Source organism: Acidovorax sp. KPB24-03, assembly GCF_057546605.1.
This window is the reverse complement of sequence record NZ_BAAJYR010000931.1, coordinates 1-594: the sequence shown is the minus strand read 5'-3', so window position 1 is coordinate 594 and position 594 is coordinate 1. Positions and strand designations below refer to the sequence as shown.

General features: G+C 71.9%; 1 protein-coding gene. It reads right to left on the bottom strand.

Annotated features, from left to right (window positions below):
* Positions 1-65 precede the first annotated feature (65 nt).
* On the bottom strand, positions 66-594 hold a 529-nt coding region (locus AC27KI_RS26870; protein ID WP_487091505.1), incomplete at its 5' end, for a class II aldolase/adducin family protein.

The window sequence follows — 594 nt, the reverse complement described above, 5'->3', positions numbered from 1 at the left end:
CGCCGCGCGCGCGCCGAACTCGGCGGCCAGCGTGCGGGCCCGCTGGCCGGCGGTGAGCGGTGCGTTCACTGCAGCACCCCGGGGTCTTCGCGCACCACGGTCTCGAACAGGCTCTTGAACGTGAAATGCGCCCCGCCCGGCCCGCCGATCTGCCCATGGGTGTGGCGCGCCACCTCGTGCCGGATGGGCTGCGGCGTGCCGGCGGCCTCGGCCAGCAACTGGGTGTGGCACGCGTTTTCCAGCGCGATGTACCACCACGCGGCCGACTCCACGCTGGGCCCGGCCGTGAGGATGCCGTGGTTCTTCAGGATGACCGCCTTGCGCGCGCCCAGCGCCTCGCTGATGCGAAAGCCCTCGTCCGTTTCCCACACCACGCCCGTGAAGTCGTCGAACAGCGCATGGTCTTCGTAGAAGATGCAGGCGTCCTGCGACAGCGGATCGAGCGTGCGCCCCAGCGTGGACCATGCCTTGCCGTACGTGGAGTGCGTGTGCGCGGCGGCCACGATGTCGGGCCGCGCCTCGTGCAGTGCCGCGTGGATGGCGAACGCCGCGCGGTTCAGCGGCCCCTCGCCGATGGCGATCTCGCCGCGCGCG